Source organism: Selenomonas sp. FOBRC9 (genome assembly GCF_000287655.1).
Classification (GTDB): Bacteria; Bacillota; Negativicutes; order Selenomonadales; family Selenomonadaceae; genus Centipeda; species Centipeda artemidis.
Genome location: NZ_ALJR01000038.1, coordinates 1 through 1,498 on the forward strand (window position 1 = coordinate 1; position 1,498 = coordinate 1,498).

Sequence of the window (1,498 nt, forward strand, 5' to 3'; positions counted from 1 at the left end):
ATAGAAGATCCGATTTACAGACTTTTCTTCACAGACTCTGAGCGAAGGAAGATTTTAGATGAACCTCTGCGTTGATAATAGCTTGAAATAAAGCCTGTTTCATCTCTTTGTCGAAGAAGTACAGATGTGAGATTTCATTGAAGTTTGTACCATTTATATAGGTATCACCGTTGCGTGGGAAGTATTTTCCATATCCGTTGATAATGTTGTAGTAATTGTTGGTGAGCAGATATAGTTTTGCTTTGTCCTCATCATCAATCACCAATCCACGCGCCTGTAACAGTGCGATTTGTTCATCAAGTGACTTAAATGGTTTCAAGAAAAAAGCCCTCCCCAGTAATGGAGAGAGCTCATTTCCGAACCGGTCCCATCGGTTTCCCGTAGAGATACCGGCACTTCCTCTAAGTAGTCTCCATTATAGATGAATCCGTTTATGTTGTCAAGATTAAAATAAAGTGTAATTATTGAGTGAGTGAGACCGCATAAACTATCTACATCATCACTCCAAAATCCTACACTCTTCCTCTATGAAACACCGTGTGCACGGAACTCTATACCATCGGCGGATTCTCCGCTGCGTAAGTCACCGCTATCAATGTGTTTCAGCTCGTGCTTATATGTCTCGATGTTCGCTTCCCTTGAATAGCGAGCATTTAGAACGATGGTATAAAAATCTTCTGCGCCGTCCTCGACAACAAATCCCTTAATACCGATGGGAAGATCTTGTATTACCTCCCGTACGTTATCCCTCATAGTCTCCTCTCTCCTTTGCTTTTTGAAATTCTATGAAACGCCGGACTTCTTCGATGCTCTCTTTTTTCAGCCCGCGAGAGGCATCGAATAGAACTCTGATACCCGGATTGTCCTTCATTTCATTTGCTATGGCGGCGACTTCGTCGTCGTAATAGTAAGATGAAGTGTTATTTGTAGTATCTGGAAAAAGATCATTGATGCTGATCTCTAGGGCAGACGCTATCTTAAACAAAAGGTCTTGCTCCGGTTCGTTTGTGCCGCTCTCATAGCCAGAGATGGTGTTATGTTTTACTCCGATTTTTTCTCCCAGTTCTTTTTGAGTTAGCCCGCGTAACTTTCGATATTCCCTTATTTTTGAGGCAGTATACGACTTTACATCCATCTCATCACCTCCTAATAGCTTCATTATACACGAAAAAATATTCGTGTTCAAGATAATTTTTTCGTGGATTGGGAAGAAAAATGTTGCCTAAATTGCAATAGCAAGTGGGACAAGTAGGGAAAAAGTTACGAGGCAGCGAATTGAGCAACATATGAATCGAAACGCTCTTTGGGTGTATCGTATCCGAGGATTTTCCTGGGGAGGTTATTCATCCAGTCCTCTACCTGTTGAATTGTGTCCGGCGTGAGGCAAGCAATATCGGTCCCCTTTGGGATAAAGCGTCGTACCATGCCGTTTTGGCGTTCATTAGTTCCGCGTTCACTTGGCGTATAAGGATGAGCGTAGTATACGGGAATATCCCCA

The 1,498-nt window shown here is 42.4% G+C and carries 4 protein-coding genes; all 4 read right to left on the minus strand.

The features are described from left to right. Positions 1–28: 28 nt before the first annotated feature. On the minus strand, positions 29–319 hold the full coding sequence (locus HMPREF1147_RS08885) for an Abi family protein (protein WP_037351367.1): 291 nt from the start codon (positions 317–319) through the stop codon (positions 29–31). A gap of 206 nt (positions 320–525) precedes the next feature. After that, positions 526–753, minus strand: a complete 228-nt coding sequence (locus tag HMPREF1147_RS08890; protein WP_009658584.1) for a hypothetical protein — start codon at positions 751–753, stop codon at positions 526–528. After that, the gene (locus tag HMPREF1147_RS08895; RefSeq protein WP_009658582.1) at positions 743–1,135 is read right to left on the minus strand and encodes a helix-turn-helix domain-containing protein; all 393 of its coding nucleotides are present in this window, start codon (positions 1,133–1,135) and stop codon (positions 743–745) included. Before HMPREF1147_RS08895 ends, HMPREF1147_RS08890 begins: the two co-directional genes overlap by 11 nt. A 125-nt stretch (positions 1,136–1,260) precedes the next feature. Further along, a partial coding sequence (locus tag HMPREF1147_RS12320; RefSeq protein WP_369791746.1) for a transposase occupies positions 1,261–1,498 on the minus strand: 238 nt, incomplete at its 5' end.